The sequence below is a fragment of the Macrococcoides bohemicum genome, from assembly GCF_016865215.1.
GTDB classification, from domain to species: domain Bacteria; phylum Bacillota; class Bacilli; order Staphylococcales; family Staphylococcaceae; genus Macrococcoides; species Macrococcoides bohemicum.
Genome location: NZ_CP054482.1, coordinates 1,937,249 through 1,954,824 on the forward strand (window position 1 = coordinate 1,937,249; position 17,576 = coordinate 1,954,824).

Annotated in this window: 16 protein-coding genes; 2 read left to right on the forward strand and 14 right to left on the reverse strand. The window is 35.1% G+C overall.

What is annotated here, in order from left to right:
• Positions 1–174 precede the first annotated feature (174 nt).
• Positions 175–969, forward strand: a complete 795-nt coding sequence (locus tag HT586_RS10190) for a substrate-binding domain-containing protein (RefSeq protein ID WP_188018433.1) — start codon at positions 175–177, stop codon at positions 967–969.
• Positions 970–1,018: 49 nt separating this feature from the next.
• Here HT586_RS10190 and HT586_RS10195 read toward each other — a convergent pair whose 3' ends face one another.
• From HT586_RS10195 to gatC, 4 genes are all read right to left on the reverse strand, one after another.
• The gene (locus HT586_RS10195; RefSeq protein ID WP_203545730.1) at positions 1,019–1,822 is read right to left on the reverse strand and encodes a tyrosine-protein phosphatase; all 804 of its coding nucleotides are present in this window, start codon (positions 1,820–1,822) and stop codon (positions 1,019–1,021) included.
• A 165-nt stretch (positions 1,823–1,987) separates the two neighbouring features.
• On the reverse strand, positions 1,988–3,415 hold the full coding sequence (gene gatB / locus HT586_RS10200; RefSeq protein ID WP_096075909.1) for an Asp-tRNA(Asn)/Glu-tRNA(Gln) amidotransferase subunit GatB: 1,428 nt from the start codon (positions 3,413–3,415) through the stop codon (positions 1,988–1,990).
• Positions 3,416–3,427: 12 nt separating this feature from the next.
• Positions 3,428–4,873 carry an Asp-tRNA(Asn)/Glu-tRNA(Gln) amidotransferase subunit GatA gene (gene gatA, locus HT586_RS10205; protein ID WP_096075908.1) on the reverse strand — a complete coding sequence of 482 codons (1,446 nt, stop codon included), beginning with the start codon at positions 4,871–4,873 and terminating at the stop codon, positions 3,428–3,430.
• A 3-nt stretch (positions 4,874–4,876) separates the two neighbouring features.
• Positions 4,877–5,176, reverse strand: a complete 300-nt coding sequence (gene gatC / locus HT586_RS10210; RefSeq protein ID WP_096075907.1) for an Asp-tRNA(Asn)/Glu-tRNA(Gln) amidotransferase subunit GatC — start codon at positions 5,174–5,176, stop codon at positions 4,877–4,879.
• A 167-nt stretch (positions 5,177–5,343) separates the two neighbouring features.
• On the opposite strand from gatC, the gene putP reads away from it, so the two are divergent.
• Complete coding sequence (putP, locus tag HT586_RS10215) at positions 5,344–6,873, forward strand: sodium/proline symporter PutP (RefSeq protein ID WP_188018429.1); 1,530 nt, start codon at positions 5,344–5,346, stop codon at positions 6,871–6,873.
• Positions 6,874–6,993: 120 nt separating this feature from the next.
• Here putP and HT586_RS10220 read toward each other — a convergent pair whose 3' ends face one another.
• From HT586_RS10220 to HT586_RS10265, 10 genes are all read right to left on the reverse strand, one after another.
• Positions 6,994–8,172, reverse strand: coding sequence for a CamS family sex pheromone protein (locus tag HT586_RS10220; RefSeq protein ID WP_203545731.1), 1,179 nt, complete (start codon positions 8,170–8,172; stop codon positions 6,994–6,996).
• A gap of 19 nt (positions 8,173–8,191) precedes the next feature.
• The gene (gene ligA / locus HT586_RS10225) at positions 8,192–10,174 is read right to left on the reverse strand and encodes an NAD-dependent DNA ligase LigA (protein WP_133354888.1); all 1,983 of its coding nucleotides are present in this window, start codon (positions 10,172–10,174) and stop codon (positions 8,192–8,194) included.
• A gap of 3 nt (positions 10,175–10,177) precedes the next feature.
• On the reverse strand, positions 10,178–12,337 hold the full coding sequence (gene pcrA / locus HT586_RS10230) for a DNA helicase PcrA (RefSeq protein WP_203545732.1): 2,160 nt from the start codon (positions 12,335–12,337) through the stop codon (positions 10,178–10,180).
• A gap of 4 nt (positions 12,338–12,341) precedes the next feature.
• Positions 12,342–13,025: a heptaprenylglyceryl phosphate synthase gene (gene pcrB, locus HT586_RS10235; RefSeq protein WP_203545733.1), complete on the reverse strand. Its 684-nt coding sequence runs from the start codon at positions 13,023–13,025 to the stop codon at positions 12,342–12,344.
• A gap of 94 nt (positions 13,026–13,119) precedes the next feature.
• Positions 13,120–14,001 (reverse strand): M15 family metallopeptidase, encoded by an 882-nt coding sequence (locus HT586_RS10240; RefSeq protein ID WP_203545734.1) that lies wholly within the window; start codon positions 13,999–14,001, stop codon positions 13,120–13,122.
• A gap of 21 nt (positions 14,002–14,022) precedes the next feature.
• Entirely contained in the window at positions 14,023–14,730 is a 708-nt protein-coding gene (locus HT586_RS10245) for a D-alanyl-D-alanine carboxypeptidase family protein (protein WP_203545735.1), read from the reverse strand.
• A 73-nt stretch (positions 14,731–14,803) separates the two neighbouring features.
• The gene (locus HT586_RS10250) at positions 14,804–15,106 is read right to left on the reverse strand and encodes a YerC/YecD family TrpR-related protein (RefSeq protein ID WP_096075899.1); all 303 of its coding nucleotides are present in this window, start codon (positions 15,104–15,106) and stop codon (positions 14,804–14,806) included.
• A gap of 211 nt (positions 15,107–15,317) precedes the next feature.
• On the reverse strand, positions 15,318–16,613 hold the full coding sequence (gene purB, locus HT586_RS10255) for an adenylosuccinate lyase (protein WP_203545736.1): 1,296 nt from the start codon (positions 16,611–16,613) through the stop codon (positions 15,318–15,320).
• A 182-nt stretch (positions 16,614–16,795) separates the two neighbouring features.
• Positions 16,796–16,969, reverse strand: a complete 174-nt coding sequence (locus HT586_RS10260) for an NETI motif-containing protein (protein WP_099483455.1) — start codon at positions 16,967–16,969, stop codon at positions 16,796–16,798.
• Positions 16,959–17,525 (reverse strand): DUF2179 domain-containing protein, encoded by a 567-nt coding sequence (locus tag HT586_RS10265; RefSeq protein WP_096075896.1) that lies wholly within the window; start codon positions 17,523–17,525, stop codon positions 16,959–16,961. The genes HT586_RS10260 and HT586_RS10265 overlap by 11 nt, the downstream gene beginning before the upstream one ends.
• Positions 17,526–17,576 lie beyond the last annotated feature (51 nt).

The window sequence follows — 17,576 nt, forward strand, 5'->3', positions numbered from 1 at the left end:
TTATCTTAAAAATCTAGTATTAAACTTAAAATTTTATTTTAATTATGTCTTAACTTATCATGTTTAGGGTATGTATCTTAAAGAAAAATTTATCAAATAGTACTTGTATGTATAAATTTTCTCATTTTTTTGTTACTATATTAGTATTGAATAAAGATGGAGGAACAATTCGCAATGAAGAATTTATTATTTTGGATTTATATCATTTTAGCAGTAATTCTAATTGCAGTGGGTTATACATTTTGGGAAACACGTGTAACTGACTCTGAGGCTAGAGAAAAAGCAATCTCTGAGCAAGGCGGTAAAGATTACTATGCTGAACAAGATAACAAGACTAAAAAAGAAGTAAAAAAAGATACAAACAAAAAACCGAATACAAATCTTTTTAAAAACAAAACTTTTCAGTCTATCTATAACAATGCAGTTAAGGATAAGAAAGTCATGAATATCACACTTGTGTCTACGCCGTATCAAACATCTGACGAGAACACGACAGTTAAAGATGAGTTAGCATATGCTTCTGACGATCATATTAAAGTGAATGAAGTAGAAGTATCTGGTTCTTCTTCAACAGTAAGTATCGAAAAAATTAATAAAACTAAACCTGACTTAGTCATTTTAGATGCATTAACTTTAAACGATTTCTCTGAAGATGTATCGTCAAACGACCACATTGCAACGGTTGAAAGTATCTATTCTGCAGCAGGTGACGATAATACGCCTGTAGTAATCATTGGTACAAGACCTGAATACAATGATTCTAATTTTGCTAAATATCAAAAAGCTGAAGCAGATTATTTCGGTAGTCAAAACAATGAATTTTTCTATGTGAATCAATCTAACAAATGGCCGAACAATAAGGCAATTGAAGATTATTACAACGTAGCTGATGGTTTATTGACAGACCGTGGTGTAGCAAGATGGGTAACATCAATTTCAGATTATTTATTTAACGATAAAGTTGAATAGTTAAAAGCTTGTCTCCAATAATTTTTGGAGACAAGCTTTTTTGCTGTATTTAAAATAATCCAAGAAATTTCTTCTTCTTTTTCTTAACAGGTTTCTCAACCTTATCTTCCTTCTCTACTTCAATCGGACTGACATAACGAATCGTTTCACCCTTTAACACTTTTTGGGCATTTTCTTTATACTTGTTAACTGCTTCATCGCCATACTTCCCGGCAATTGCTTCATACGCTTCATTCATATAATAATTTCTTGAAGTTACATTATGAGCATCACTCGCTACTATATGAATTAAACGATGGTCCATCATCATTTCAGCACACTGCTTACTAAATTCACCTAAATGACCACAAACAACCCCAGCAGTAACTTGAGCGAGCGCACCAAGTTCTATAAGTTCAGCCAATTTATTTGGATTTTTTTGAAGCTCAGAATTACGCTCAGGATGCGCTATGATCGGAATATATCCTTCTAAAGCCATCTTCGTAAATAATTGCTCTGTAAATATTGGTACTTCATGTGAAGGAAACTCAATTAACACATAAGGGCTATCTTCAGATAAAGTTAAAGCCTGACCATTTTTTAAATCTTCAACAACATCTCCATAAATTCTTACTTCCTGACTGGGATGTACTTTTACAGGTATACCTTCAGCGGCAATAATTGTATTCACTTCTTCTGTTAAAGCTTTAATTTTCGGACCAAAATTTTCGTACACACCAATTTTATGATGGGGTGTTGCAATAATATCAGTTATTCCTTCTGCATGTGCGGCTCTTGCCATATCAAGCATATCTTCTTTTGTTTGTGCACCATCATCGATGCCGAATAATATATGGTTATGAATATCAATCATTCTATTTCTCTCCTCGTCCTAAGTTCATTAAAATAATAGTATCAATTTGATAATAATTGTCAATTATTTTATAACTGTTAATTATTACACCTTACTATCATTGTATTATAAAAGCTCTAAAAATAGGCACATATTGTCCTATTTTTAGAGCTGATAATACATATATTAACGTTTTTCTAATTCCTCTTTAAGAATTTTGTTAACCATTTGTGGGTTAGCTTGTCCTTTAGAAATTTTCATAATTTGACCAACTAAGAATCCTGTCGCTTTGCCTTTACCATTCTTAAAGTCTTCAATTGATTGTGGATTGTTATCTAAAGCTTCAGTAACGAATGCTTTTAATTGCTCAGGATCAGAAATTTGAACTAATCCTTGTTCTTCCATAATCACTTTCGGCGCTTTTCCACTTTCAACCGTTTCAGCGAATACTTTCTTCGCGATCTTAGAAGAAATTGTACCGTCTGCAAGTAATTTCACCATTTCAGCTAAGTTTTCTGGTGTTAATTTTGTATCATGTAAATCCTTTTGATTTTTGTTTAAATATTCGTTTACGCCACCCATTAACCAGTTTGAAGAAAGTTTAGCGTCTGCATCTAAAGCAATCATTGCTTCGAAGAAATCAGACATTTCTTTCGTTAATGTTAATACGTGTGCGTCATATGCAGGTAATCCGTATTCTGAAACATATTTCGCTTTACGTACATCAGGAAGTTCTGGAATAGACGCACGTACGCGTTCTTTCCATGCTTCATCAATGAATAAAGGAACTAAATCAGGTTCAGGGAAGTAACGATAATCATCTGAACCTTCTTTAACACGCATAAGAATTGTTTTACCAGTAGATTCATCAAAACGACGTGTTTCCTGAAGAATTTCGCCACCATTTAGTAAAACTTCTTCCTGACGTTTCACTTCATGCTCTAATCCTTTTTTAACGTAAGAGAATGAGTTTAAGTTTTTAAGCTCTGCTTTTGTACCGAATTTCTCTTGACCAACTGGACGAAGTGAAATGTTTGCATCGCAACGAAGTGATCCTTCTTCCATACGTACGTCAGATACACCTGTGTATTGGATGATTGCTTTTAACTTCTCTAAGTAAGCATATGCCTCTTCTGGTGTGCGGATATCTGGTTCAGATACGATTTCAACTAACGGTGTACCTTGACGATTTAAATCGACTAATGAATAACCGTCTTTATGGCTTAATTTACCAGCATCTTCTTCCATATGAAGACGTGTAATACCGATACGTTTCGTTTCACCGTTTACTTCGATATCAATATATCCATTCTCACCAATCGGCTCATCAAATTGTGAGATTTGGTAAGCTTTCGGATTATCTGGATAAAAGTAGTTTTTACGGTCAAATTTCGTAGAAGTTCTAATATCCATATTTAGAGCCATAGCAGCTCTCATTGCCCAGTCTACAGCTGTTTTATTCACAACAGGTAATACACCTGGATATCCCAAGTCAATCACGTTAACATTTGTGTTCGGTTCTGCTCCGAAATGTGCAGGAGAAGCCGAAAACATTTTTGATTCTGTTTTAAGTTCTACATGGACCTCAAGTCCGATTACTGTTTCAAAATGCATAGTATATTCTCCTTATAATGATTGATAACGTTCAGACATATTAAATACTTGCTCGTAGTTATATGCAACGTTGTATAATGTTTTCTCATCGAACGGCTTACCGATTAACTGTAAACCGATTGGACGTCCATTTGCTTCTCCGCATGGTACAGAAATTGAAGGTAATCCTGCTAAGTTAATTGGAATTGTTAAGATATCATTAGCATACATTGTTAATGGATCATTGATTTGAGCACCGATATCGAATGCAACAGTTGGAGCAGTAGGTCCAACAATAACATCATATTCTGCAAATACGCGTTCAAAGTCTTGTTTAATCAACGTACGGACTTTTTGAGCTTTTTTATAATAAGCATCATAGTAACCAGAACTTAAAGCGTACGTTCCTAACATAATACGACGTTTCACTTCATCGCCGAAACCTTCCTGACGCGTCTTTTTGTATAACTCTTCTAAGTTTTTAGCACCTTCTGCCTGATAACCATAGCGAATACCATCGAAACGCGCTAAGTTCGCTGACGCTTCACTAGAAGAAAGAATATAGTACGTTGCTACACCATATTTAGAATTTGGTAACGAAACTTCTGAAATTTCAGCACCCATTTTTTCTAATGCTTTAATCGCATTCTGAACTGAAGTACGCACCTCTTCAGATACACCTTCTCCTAAATATTCTTTTGGTACTGCAACACGTAATCCTTTAATGTCCTTTTCAATATTAGAAGAAAAGTCAACATCTTCTACCGGTGCACTTGTAGAGTCCATATTGTCGTGTCCAGAAATAATTTCTAATACTTTTGCATTATCCTTAACATTTCTTGTAATCGGTCCGATTTGATCTAGAGAAGACGCAAATGCCACTAAACCATAACGTGATACGCGGCCATATGTTGGTTTCATACCGACAACACCACAGTATGATGCTGGCTGACGAATTGATCCACCAGTATCACTACCTAAAGAAAATGGTACTAAACTAGCTGCAACAGCAGCAGCAGATCCACCTGAAGAACCACCAGGTACTGCAGAATGATCAAACGGATTGACAGTTTTCTTATAGAATGAGTTTTCAGTTGATCCGCCCATTGCAAACTCATCCATATTTAATTTTCCGACAACAATACCATTTTCCGCATTTAACTTATTCATAACTGTCGCATCATAAACCGGATTAAAACCTGTTAAGATTTTTGACGCACAAGTCGTTTCTAGATCTTTTGTCACGATGTTATCTTTAATACCCATCGGAATTCCGAAAAGTTTACCTGTAGGTTCTTGATTATCCATCGCTTTCGCTTTATCCATAGCAACAGCTTCATCTAATGCTAAGAAAGAATTGATTGTTGCATCAGTTTGTTTAATATTTTTAAATGTTTCTTCAATTAATTCAGAAGGTTTTACTTTTTTCTCTTGAATCAATTTCGTTAAATTTTCTATAGATTCATATCTTAATGACATTTGTTATTCTCCTCCGTCTAAAATCGATGGTACTTTAAATTGACCTGCTTCTGTACTACGCGCATTTCTTAAAATTTCTTCTTGTGTTAAACTCTTTTCTGCAACATCTTCACGCAATACATTTTGAAGTTCTAATACATGGAATGTTGGCTCAACATTTTCTGTATCTACTTCTTCTAATTGGTCTGCAAAGTTAAGAATCGCTTCTAATTGAGAGCTGAACTTTGCTGCTTCTTCTTCAGTAATTTCCAGACGTGCTAAATGTGCAACGTGCTTTACCTGCTCGTTCGTTACTTTTGACATGAATATATTCCTCCTGAACTTTATATCATCCTTAGATTTTATCAAATTTTTTAAGAAAAATCTAAAATTATTAAAAATTATCTTTGAAAACGCTTTAAAAGGACTTATAATAAAGTGTACAAAATATTCTGATTTAATGTATTAAAGGGATAAAAGGGGGATAAATAATGTTTTTATTAGGAAATACGTTTCAAAACGTAAAAATTGAAGCAACATGGATGACCTATGTCATGATTGCTGTGTACTTCTTCATCTTGCTTGGCATTGGATACTATGCCTACAAGCAATCAACAAGCACGCTGGATGAGTATATGCTTGGTGGTCGTAATCTTGGTGCTTTAGTTACAGCGTTATCAGCAGGCGCTGCTGATATGAGTGGATGGATGCTGATGGGATTACCTGGATCTGTTTACTCAACAGGTATTTCAGCAGCATGGATTGCAATCGGGTTAACGTTCGGAGCATGGCTTAACTACATTTTAGTTGCACCACGTCTACGTGTTTACACAGAACTTACAGATAATGCAATTACCATTCCAGATTTCTTTGAAAAACGTGTTAGTGACCATACACGTATCTTAAAGATTATTTCAGGATTAGTAATCGTCGTCTTCTTCACATTATATACACATGCCGGAATGGTATCAGGTGGCGTATTATTTGAAAGTGCATTTGGATTAAATTATCATGTCGGGTTAATTTTAACGGCAGGTATCGTGATTCTGTATACATTGTTCGGTGGATATTTAGCAGTATCTTTAACTGACTTCTTCCAAGGGGTTATCATGTTAATCGCTTTAGTATTAGTTCCGATCGTAGCGATTATGAAATTAAATGGATTAGAAGTATTTGATACAGTTGTTGAATTAAAACCAACTAACTTAGACATCTTTAAAGGAACAACAACAGTAGGTATTATTTCGTTACTTGCTTGGGGATTAGGATATTTTGGACAACCACATATTATCGTAAGATTTATGTCAATTAAGTCTCATAGAATGTTACCAGCAGCACGAAGAATCGGTATCTCATGGATGGCTGTTTCATTGATTGGTGCTGTCGTTACAGGTCTTGTTGGTATCGCATTCATCAATGAATCAGGTACAAAATTAGAAAACCCTGAAACAATTTTCGTAGTGATGAGTCAAGTGCTCTTCCACCCGTTAATTGCAGGTTTCTTCTTAGCAGCTATTTTAGCGGCCATTATGAGTACGATTTCTTCTCAGTTACTTGTAACAAGTTCAGCTTTAACACAAGACTTTTATATGTTATTCACGAAATCTAGTTTACAGGATAAAAGTCGTGAGAAAGAATTCGTTTTAGTTGGAAGAATTTCTGTATTGCTTGTAGCAGTAGTCGCTGGTGCGATTGCATGGAGCCCAAATGATACAATCTTAAACTTAGTCGGAAATGCATGGGCTGGATTTGGTGCCGCATTCGGACCACTTGTATTGTTATCATTATACTGGAAAGGCTTAACGAAACATGGTGCAATTACAGGTATGGTATTAGGTTCAATTACCGTAATCTTCTGGATCTTCATGAAATCTCATGGCGGCATCTTCGAATATTATGAAATCATTCCTGGATTTATCATCAGCTTAGTTTCTACTGTATTAGTGTCTCTGATGACACCAAAGCCAGAACAACGTATTATTGATGAATTTGATGAAATGAAACGTATTGTTAGAAGTTAATCATTATATTTTTATATGAAAGTGACCTCAGATTTATTTTGAAGACACTTACCCTTCCTAAAATCATTTCACACAAAAAGCCATTCAATACACTTTCGTATTGAATGGCTTTTTTATAATTTACTGACGATATACATGAATCGTCGGTTCTTTATCACCTTTATTTTTCACGATTAACGCAAGTGGTTTATCGTTATCTACGATAGAGATTTCTAAATTATCAACTTGACTGAAATTCTTCATTGCTAGGTCTGCAATATATTGTGTAACACCTACTACCTCTGCTTTACCAAAGTAGTCTAATGGCACGTTAATATTCAGCTCTTTAATCGAATCGTTGACAAAATAACCTGTTCCTATTGATTGCGTAAAGTTTGGAAAATACGTTTGTAGCTGATCGTTAAATTGTTTATAATCATTATTTAATTTCTCATTTAATTTATCTGCATCAGCTGAAGGTAACAATACATACTTTTCATTTACAGACTTCCATTTTCCAATCTTCTTACTGCTTTCCTCACTTACAGCATAAGAGACAAAATTCCCTGGAGTAATACTTTCTGATGATGATTGTATAAAGATTGCAAACGTAATCGGAATATCCTTTAATTCCTGTTTCACACGTAAGCGAGATAGTATCTCATCTGCCATTGCTTTCCCTTTTTTCTCAACTTCTTTTTTATCTAAATTTTCACTATACACTTCACCATATGCTTCTTTTTGATAGTAGTAAACACTATTCATCGCAAGGCCGATTGTCATACCGGAAATTCTCTTACGTTTTGCGTCTGATTCCGTAAAGAAGTCCTGTTCAATAATATGCGATAAATAAGCTGGCGATTCTTTTGCAATCTTCGTTGGATCTGTCTCATCTTTATGCGATGGATTCAAACCGAAGTTGGCATATGCATTTTTTTCGATACGTTCATCCTTGTCCATCTTGTCTATTTCAGCTTTTGTATATTGTGGTTCCAGATAACTTTCTACAGCACTTTTTGTCAGTAATTGGCCATCGCGATACAAATACTCATCAGGAGAAAAAACGTTCTTACTGATACGTAATAAACCTGTTTCAAATGCTTCTCCATTGTAGCTGCTAGACATATTTGTACTTGTTAATCCACGTGCCTGACTTTCTTTAAACGGTAATAACGTTCTAAAATAGTCATTTGAAATTTGAATATCAGTAGCAATTTGCTTTTCTTCTTTTTCTTTATTCTGATTATTGGTTGTCGTTTCAGAATTCGAACAACTTGCTAATATAAGTGTTGATAATACTAAATAGCCTAAACGTTTCATCTTTTTCTCCTAACTATTATTACTTAAGTGCTTCTATCATCATTGTTTCATTCCAGACTTCAATGCCTAATGTTTGCGCTTTTTCAAGCTTACTTCCAGCGTCTTCACCTGCTATGACTAAATCTGTTTTTTTCGTTACAGAACTTGTTACTTTTGCACCTAGATCAGTAAGTGCTTTCGTTGCATCACTACGTGACATTATGTTTAATTTCCCAGTAAGTACAATGGTTTTATTACCGAATACCGGATGAATTTCGATATCTTCTTTTTTCTGTCCATTATACGTCATATTGACGCCGCTTGCCGCGAGTTTATCAATTAATTTAATAATATCTTCATTTTGCAGATAAGTAACGAGTGACTGCGCCATTTTATGTCCAATATCATCTATTTCAGTTAACGCTTCTATTGTTGCAGATTTTAAGCGATCCATTGTATGATATTCCTGTGCTAATATCTGACTTGCTTTAGCACCTAGATGACGAATACCTAATCCAAATAATAATCGTTCCAGCGAATTGGATTTCGATGCTTCTATTGCGCTGAGTAGTTTATCTACTTTCTTCTCACCCATGCGTTCAAGCGGTAAAAGTTGTTCACGTGTTAAATTATAAATATCTGCAACATCATGAATGATACCTTCCTGATATAAGCTTTGTACAATGCGTTCTCCAAGTCCATCGATGTTCATCGCTGTTCTTGAAACAAAGTGTATTACTCCTTCTACAAGTTTTGCATCACATTTCGGATTAATACAACGTAAGGCAACTTCTCCTTCAATACGCACAAGTTCATGACCACATGACGGACATACTTCAGGCATATGATAAGTTGTTGCACCCTCAGGTCTACGATCAAGTACGACACGCACAACTTCAGGAATAATTTCCCCAGCTTTACGAATAACGACAGAATCTCCAATACGAATATCTTTTTCATGAATCAGATCTTCATTATGAAGTGATGCACGTCCAACAGTCGTACCTGCAACATTAACAGGTTCTAAAATCGCAGTTGGTGTTACCACACCCGTCCTTCCGATAGATAGTTCAATATCGTTTAATGTCGTTACAACTTCTTCTGCCGGAAATTTATAAGCAATTGCCCATTTCGGTGATTTAGCTGTAAATCCTAATTCATCCTGTTTCGCTAAATTATTAACTTTAATAACGATACCATCAATATCGTATGTTAAATTTTCACGTTTTTCTGTCCAGAGCTTAATATATTCAAAAACTTCCTGCATATCCTTACATAATCTACGTTCAGGGTTTGTCTTAAATCCAATTGCATCAAGTCGATCTAATGCTTCACTTTGACTTGATGCATTAATCTCACGTAAATCATTCACACTGTACAAGAAGATATCAAGCTTTCGTTTAGCGGCAAGCCTTGAATCAAGCTGACGCAGTGAACCTGCAGCAGCATTACGAGGATTTGCGGCCAGTTGTTCACCATTTGCAGCACGTTGTTCATTTAATGCGATAAATGAACTTTTAGGCATATAAGCTTCCCCACGCACTTCAAACGTTAACGGCTCTTTAATTGTTAATGGTATCGCATAGATGGTTCTTAAATTTTCAGTGATATTCTCACCGGTCGTTCCATCACCACGTGTTAATCCCTGAACAAAGACGCCATCCACATATTTTAGTGAAACAGCTAATCCATCTATTTTTAGCTCTACCATATATTCTACGCTACCTACTTCGTTTCTAACACGTGTATCAAATGCGATTAAATCCTCTTCGCTAAAAGCATTACCTAGACTTAGCATCGGTGTATCATGATCAACTTTATCAAACTTGGATAAAGGTTCAGCTCCGACACGAACCGTTGGTGAATCCTGAGTTTTCAGTTCAGGATGCTTCTCTTCTATAGCAATTAATTCGTGTAATAGCTTATCATATTCTGCATCCGGTACCGTTGGATTATCCAATACGTGATATTCATAATTATATCGATGTAAAAGTTGATGTAATTCCTGAACTCTTTTTTCCATTGGTTACTCCTTTTTTTCAATCGGTGCAAACTGACTTAATAGACGTTTCATACCAACTGATTTAAATATAATATCAAGTTCTGTTGAACCATTCTTTTCACTAACGTTACTTACTAAACCTTCTCCCCAGGCTTTATGCATAACTTTATCGCCAACTTTATAGTCACTCGGTGCTGAGGTTGCTGTAGTCGTCATTCGTCTTGCAGGTCCTCGTTTCACACCTTTAGGGTACGTTGGTCTAGCTGGTGTATCTAAAATATCATCAGGAATTTCATTAATAAATCGTGACTTTCTATTTGCTTGAGTTCTTCCGAACAAACTGCGCATATCTGCATGTGTTAAATAGAGATGCTCTTCAGCACGTGTAATTGCAACGTACATCAATCTACGTTCTTCTTCCATCTCACTGTCACTATTCAAACTTCTTGAATGTGGAAAGATCGTTTCTTCAAGTCCTGCAATAAATACCACTTTAAACTCTAAACCTTTTGCTGAGTGCATTGTCATCAATGTAATTCCTGCTTCTAAATCTGCGTTATCAACATCTGCAACAAGTTGTAGGTCCGTAAGGAAATTAATCAGTGACTGTTCTTCGTCGGGTGTTTCCTTTTCATAATCTTTCGGTACACTCATAAACTCCTGAATATTTTCAATACGTGACTGAGATTCTAGTGTATTTTCCGCTTCTAACATGCGCATATATCCTGTTTGTTCAAGTACTTCTTCTGCAAGTTCAGAAACAGACAAAAATTCCTGCTGTTTCATAATGTTATCTAACATGTTATAGAACTGGACAAGCTTTTCAGTCGTCTTTTTCGGTAAACCGATAAAGTCTACTTCAGCTAACGCATCAAAATAACTTAAACCATTGTTCTCAGCATACGCTACGATTTTATCTAACGCAGATGGTCCAATGCCTCGTTTAGGCGTATTAATAATACGCGTGAAACTAATATCTTCATTACTATTTGCGATTAATCTCAAATAGCTTAATATATCTTTAATTTCTTTTCTATCATAGAATTTTGTTCCACCGACCATCGTATAGTTAACATTTGATTTCATCAAAGTTTCTTCCAGTACACGTGATTGTGCATTCGTACGATATAGAATTGCCATGTCTTTCAAGGCATAACCATCACGCTTTTTCTTCAATATTTCCGATACAATATATTCTGCTTCAGAACGTTCTGATTGTGCTTTATAATAATTAATTTTAGAGCCGTGATCATTATCTGTCCATAATGCTTTCGGCTTACGTTCTGTATTATTTTTAATGACTTCATTGGCAGCAAATAATATATTCTTCGTTGAACGATAGTTTCTTTCTAAAAATATCGTCTTCGCATCTTTATAATCTTTTTCAAAACTTAAGATATTATAAATATCTGCACCACGCCAACCATAGATAGATTGATCTGAATCCCCTACGACACATAAATTTTTGAACTTGTCAGCGAGCATCTTAACAAGCATATATTGCGCCCTATTCGTATCTTGATATTCATCGACGTGAATATACTGAAATTTATTCTGGTAATAATCTAATACATCAGGTACACGTTCAAATAACTTTAATGTCATCATAATTAAATCATCAAAGTCGAGCGCATGGTTTTTAAGTAATTTCTCCTGATATTGTTTATACACTTTTGCAACCATCACACTCATAAAATCATTTGCATCTGCTTGTGCATCATCAGGTGTTTTCAGTTCATTTTTTAAATTAGAAATTTCACCGACAAACATTCTTGGATCATATTTCTTCGGATCAATATTCTCTTTTTTCAGTATATCTTTTACGACAGAACGCTGATCAGTCGGGTCAAGTATCGTAAAGTTGCGTTCGATGCCTATTCTATCGATATCACGTCTTAAAATTCTTACACACATACTGTGAAACGTAGAAATCCATATTACGTCTGATGCATCGCCGATAATATTTTTTACACGATCTTTCATTTCTTTTGCTGCTTTATTTGTGAATGTTATTGCTAATATTTTATATGGAGATACATCTTTTTCATCGATTAAATAAGCAATGCGGTGTGTTAGAACACGTGTCTTTCCTGAACCTGCTCCTGCCATGATAAGCAGTGGTCCTTCTGTCGTCTTCACTGCATTCTGTTGCTCTTCATTCATGTTCTTTAATAAATCATTCACAATATTAACCCCTAACCTTTACTGTTTGTAATGCACTTTTGATATCTGTATAAATTACGTTTCCTACTACAATCGTATCTGCTACTTCGAACATCTCACGTGCTTTCTGTAATGAATCAATACCACCACCATAGATAAGTCGCGTTTGATTCAGCCTTTCTTTGGCAGCCTTAACCAGACTGACGTCTCCATATGTGCCACTATATTCGATATACATTGCTTTTAAGCCATATAGATGTTCAATCATTTCTGCATAAGCAGCAATATCATCCTGATTTAAATCTGTATTACTACGCGTTAGTTTCGCTACTTTACTGTCCGGATTTAATACTACATAACCTTCCATTGTAAATAAATCATAATCCATCATATGTCCCATCTGTTTAATCGCTTCGTGTAGGATACCATTATGAAAATGAACGTTATCACTATTTAACACTGAAGGAATTAAATAATGATCAAACCCTGGAATCGCACTTTCAATATTTGAAATTTCTAATACACAAGGCACAGGATAGCGTCGGACGCGACTCATTAAATCTAATACATTTTCCATCGTCACATTATCTGAGCCCCCGATAAAAATTGCATCTGTACCTGATTCACAAATACGTTCTAAATCATTATCGCTGATTTCTTTTGCAGGATCTAACTTGAATACATGTTGCCAATCTTGAATCTCGTACATAAGGTGTCTCCTTTTATAATAATAATGAATATTATATCATTTTTTTGTGCATTTTTAATGCGAAACGAAACATATGTTTGCATAAAAATAACACCTACTGTGAGGTGTTATTTTCTATTGTTGGTTGTTCTGTTAATGGTTGTTCTGTTAATGGTTGTTCTATGGTTAACATTTCTGATGTTGACAGTTCAGCTGTAGATTTTTCAGTTGTTGGTTCTTCCGTTGTGGGTATTTTTCGAGAGATTTTTTTCGCAACCGGCTTTTTGTATACACCTAAATATTCTTCTAAAGTTTGACCAGAGCGGTATAACTTTGCTGCATGTTCGTTACCGACGTAGCGAATATGCCACGGTTCATAGCGATAGCCTGTAATATGCGTTTTATCTTTGCCATAACGGATAATAAAGCCATATTTATGTGCATTTTCTTTCAGCCAATTCCCTTCAGGTGTTTGCCCAAACTGAATACTCATGTTGGCTACTGATTCGCGTGAACCGATATCATATGCAAGACCTGTCTGATGCTCTGATTGCCCAGGTTTTGCACTATATGATTCAGCAATTTGCTGACCATCTAAAGCAACAAATTTATCGTACAATGCTTTCTGGGCCGCATAACTGCGATATGAACTGCGTACAACAAGATGCATATTATCTGTTTGGGCATCCACGATCATCTTATTTAATATCTTTCTGACATTTTTATTTTCTCCAGGATTATACGTTGATGGTAAACTAATTTTTTTATTTACAATAAGAATTCCGTTAATATATGTCACGCCATTTTTAACTTCTTTCTTGTATTTTGTCACCTGTTTTTTCTGCAATGCTTCTTTTTTCTGTTGTACTGCTTTATCTTTCTTTTGTGCGTCTTTTGTGTCAGCTGCTTTTTCTTCGCTTTTTTCAGGCTTAACTATAGATTCCGGAAGACTACAGCTTGTAAGTAATAACACTGAGGCTAATAATATTTTCTTCATTTGTTTCTCCTTAATATCTAACTACTTCAAACCAAGGTATTCTTCTAGTGTCAATCCACTTGTTTTGACTTTCTGAGCTATTTCTTTACCTAAATATCTCAAATGCCAAGGTTCATATTGATAGCCGGTAATATCTGTTTTGTCTTTAGGGTATCTTATAATAAAACCATATTCCTGAGCATTTTCTTTTATCCATTTACCTTCAGCCGTGTTTTCAAAAGAAACTTTAAAATCATCTGTTCCGGCAGTATTTCCTAAATCAAATGCTAATCCTGTCTGATGTTCAGAATGCCCTGGACGCGCACTATACGTATCCGCCTTACTTTGACCGTCTCGTGCTACATAATTGTTATATAATTCAGTTTGTGTCGCATAACTTCTAAATCCACTGCGTAATACCAGGTTTAGACCTTGTGCATTACCTTGCTGTATCAACTGATTAATCGCTTGTCTTGCTTCTTGTATTTCGCCTGGTGCATATGACTCAGGTAATGCAATATCTTTATTCACAATTAATATATTATCAATATAAGTTATGCCATCTTTTACTTCTTTTTGATGTTTTTTATGGTCTGATGGTATTGTAGTAGAACCATCAGAAACAGTAGTCTCTTTTTCTGAAGACATTTCTGTCTGCTGTGTTGAATTCTTATGTGTTTGTTGATTGGTTTCACCTTGATTACAGGCAGCTAATAGGATAGCTGACAATACAAGTAAAGATTTTTTCATGTCTTCTCCTCATTTCATTTACTATTATATGCCAAAAAAAATACTGAATCAAATATGACCCAGTACTTGGAAATTAAGATTTTGTTTCGATATTCATTCTGTCTAAAACCATCGTATAGGCATCGTTTCCCCATTGTAAAGAGCGTTTCACTCTTGAGATAGTAGCAGTTGATGCACCTGATTCTTTTTCAATTGCAGCGTATGTAAATCCTTGTTTAATCATCTTAGCAACAAGTAGACGTTGTGATAAAGACTGAATTTCATTCACTGTGCAAAGATCATCAAAAAACTGATAACATTCTTCACGAGATTCCAGCGTTAGAATTGCATCGAACAATTCATCTAGTTGTTTCCCCTTAATTTTCTCGATTTGCAATATCAACACCCCTTAAACTTTAGTACTTATATTTTAATGTATTACATTGTTAAAGTACAGCAATACAGTATTACTCTATATCATTTAACAAAATTCGTATAATATAATTTTATTCAAATTTTAAAAAAATGTAAATTACTTTTTAATTTAATATTGTTAAAAAAGTTTAAAAAGACAAAAAAAAATCTCCGAAGAGATTCTTTCATAAATACTATTCTAATCCAGCACGGCGGAATAATGTATCAATTTGATTTAAATGATGGTTTTCGTTGAAGCATTCATCTAATTCTTCTTTTGATAATAAGTCAGTAATCTTGCTATCCTGTTCAACTAACTCACGGAATGGTGTCTTCGTTGCCCATGATTCCATCGCTATCGGTTGAACTGTATCATACGCCTCTTCACGTACCATACCTTTATCGATTAACGTAAGCATTACACGTTGTGAGTATATTAAGCCGAATGTTTTTTCCATGTTCGCTTTCATATTTTCTTCGTAAACTGTTAAGTTATCGATGATATTTGTGAAACGATTTAACATGTAATCTAACGCAATTGTTACGTCTGGTAACATAATACGTTCAGCAGATGAATGTGAAATATCACGTTCATGCCATAATGGTACGTTTTCATAAGCTGTTGTTAAGTAGCCACGAATAACACGTGCGATACCTGTAACATTCTCTGAACCGATTGGATTACGCTTATGCGGCATTGCAGAAGATCCTTTTTGACCTTTAGCAAATGCTTCTTCAACTTCACGTGTTTCAGTCTTTTGGAGACCACGTACTTCTACTGCAAACTTCTCAATTGATGTAGCAATTAAGCTTAATGTTGCAATGTAGTAAGCGTGACGGTCACGTTGTAATGTCTGTGTAGAGATTTCAGCATATCCTAATCCTAATTTCTCACAAACATAGCTTTCAATTTCAGGTGGGATGTTAGCAAACGTACCTACTGCACCACTCATCTTACCTACTTCGATTTCTTTACGCACTTCTTTAAAACGCTTTAAGTTACGCTGCATTTCCATATACCATAATGCCATCTTTAAACCGAACGTTGTCGGTTCAGCATGTACACCGTGCGTTCTACCCATCATGAGTGTTGTTTTATGCTTTAATGCTTTTTGTTTTAATACTTCGATGAACCTTTCAAGATCTTTCTCGATAATGTCATTCGCTTGTTTAATCACATAGCTTAACGCTGTATCCACTACATCTGTACTCGTTAAACCGTAGTGCACCCATTTCTTCTCTTCTCCTAATGTTTCGGATACTTGACGTGTAAAAGCAACAACGTCATGACGTGTTTCCATCTCAATTTCTTTTGCGCGTTCAACATCAACACGAGCATTCTGACGGATTAACTTCACATCTTCTTTAGGGATATATCCTAATTCTGCCCATGCTTCACTTGCAAGTATCTCAACTTCTAACCAAGCCTCAAATCTGTTTTGTTCCGTCCAGATGTTCGACATCTCTTCTCTTGAATAACGTTCAATCATGAATAGATTCCTCCGTAAATGTTTTATCTTAATCAGTATAACAAACTTTTAAAATTCCGTACATTTTTTATTTATTCATTTATAAAGTTCGTGTATTTTATGCTACACCTTCTATTTTAACAGATATTTCGATGAGATAAAATTCTCATTAAAAAAAACGGCCCTGAACGGACCGATTTTCATTATTGAATCTTTTTACCAGTAAAAATAATCTGTTCTTTATACACTTCTATTTCACCTTTTTCATTTTCACGAAAAATTGGCTTTTGAAATCTTTTTACTGGTGCATAACCTGCTTGCTTCATGCGTTCTAAACATTGTGTAATTGTTTCATTGTCTTTAACTTCAAACTTCATCTGTATCATACGCCTTTAACTTTTTACTGCGCACACCTTTAACCCAGAATCCACCATGAATATTCTTAGGCTCATATGCAATGATAAATGCTTTCGGATCAAGCTGCTTCACTGTGTCCATTAATTTAAGTTCAAAACGACGTGGGGTTAAAATTTGCATTACAAGACGATCACCATCACGGCCATGTGCTGCATAGTGCGTTACACCGTAACCTAGGTCACGCAAAGTTTTCGGAATTTCCTTATCATATTCCGCAGTCGTCACATTGATAACGATATAGCCTAATGCAATCATTTCTTCAATCTTCATCCCTACAATAATCCCTGCACCAAATCCTAGTGCATAAGCGATGATGTTTTCTATCTTATCTAGACCATTCATTACCATACCTAATCCTACGATATAGACAAGTACTTCTAATACTGAAACAAAGGCTGCGAGATATCTATAACCTTTAAGTGTCAGAATCATACGCATCGTTAAGAACGATACATAAAAAATATTGATAACAAATATTAATAGCACGGTAATCCATGGGTTATCTATTGCCGGCACTGTAATCCCCCCTATAAAAAATCATTCTTAAATTCTACTACTGAAGATAAG